The sequence below is a fragment of the Fulvivirga lutimaris genome, assembly GCF_009711525.1.
GTDB lineage: Bacteria > Bacteroidota > Bacteroidia > Cytophagales > Cyclobacteriaceae > Fulvivirga > Fulvivirga lutimaris.
Window position 1 is genome coordinate 3,357 of the sequence record NZ_SMLV01000183.1, and the last position, 1,041, is coordinate 4,397.

At 39.0% G+C, this 1,041-nt stretch carries 1 protein-coding gene; it reads right to left on the minus strand.

What is annotated here, in order from left to right; translation table 11 throughout:
* Positions 1 to 1,041 (minus strand): hypothetical protein (locus E1140_RS21295; protein ID WP_185153363.1); only part of this gene is annotated, 1,041 nt, incomplete at both ends.

Here is a 1,041-nt window from a genome sequence, read left to right on the forward strand (position 1 = left end):
CATTAAGTATTGAACGGTGCTTTTTGCCCTTTTTGGCTTGTTTTAGCTGCTTGTTTAATATTTTCTGGTGAGCATCCAAGTGGTTGATCAAATCCATTGTAGCAAGCAAAATGCCTTTGTATTTATTGTAAAGCCGCAGATCTTTTTTTACAATATTTTCTGCGTCAGAAACAGCAATGGTAAATGTTTTATCACTTTTCTTCCCGCTATTATCAATGGCGAAAAATGTGACCTCTAAAGAGTCTACACCACCTGTTTCCTGAATGATTTCATAACCTGGCATCCACTTAAATTCCCATTGGGTATTGGTATATTTTGTGAGTGCCTCCTTAGGAATGTCAAATGAATTGGTTACAAAACCAACGTCAGAAATGTCGTCATCACCATTAGGGTCAGTTACATATAAATTGAGGTTTACTACTTCATCTTCTTTAACAGATATTATTGAATCTGATGGTACTACCTGTACATCTGGTGGCAGGTCAATTTCCGTAGCCTTGATGATGACTGTACCGCTTGTTTCTTCTTTGTTTGGTTGATCCTGAACGGTGAAATTTAGAGAAACCGGTTTCGATTTTAATGATCTGAACTGCCCTCTTGAAGGTCGCCAGGAGAGTACGCCAAGTTCTGAAAGTTCCGCACCTTGAGGTAAGTCTTCAGGGACTGCATTGAAAACAATAGGGTCACCATCGGGATCATTTACCTGTTTGTTTTTATCGAGATAATAGTCATTGTCACTATATTGCTTCACATAGAAAATGGGGAGCTCACCAACCATGGGTGGCCGATTAGTGTGTGTCACCACAAACTGTAATTCTTTTGAGATTTTAACCTGCTGGGCACTTGCTTCCACAATAAAACTGATTGACTTTGACTCATCTATTCTGTCCACCAGGTCATAGTCAGGTACCCATAGAAAGTTACCCAATGAGTCGAACGAAAGTTGTACTTTTTCAGGTGCTATGATATTGTACTGAAAACTTAGCGTATCCTTATTAATGACCTGAAATTGGTAATCAATAGTATCTCCCTCTTGTACAC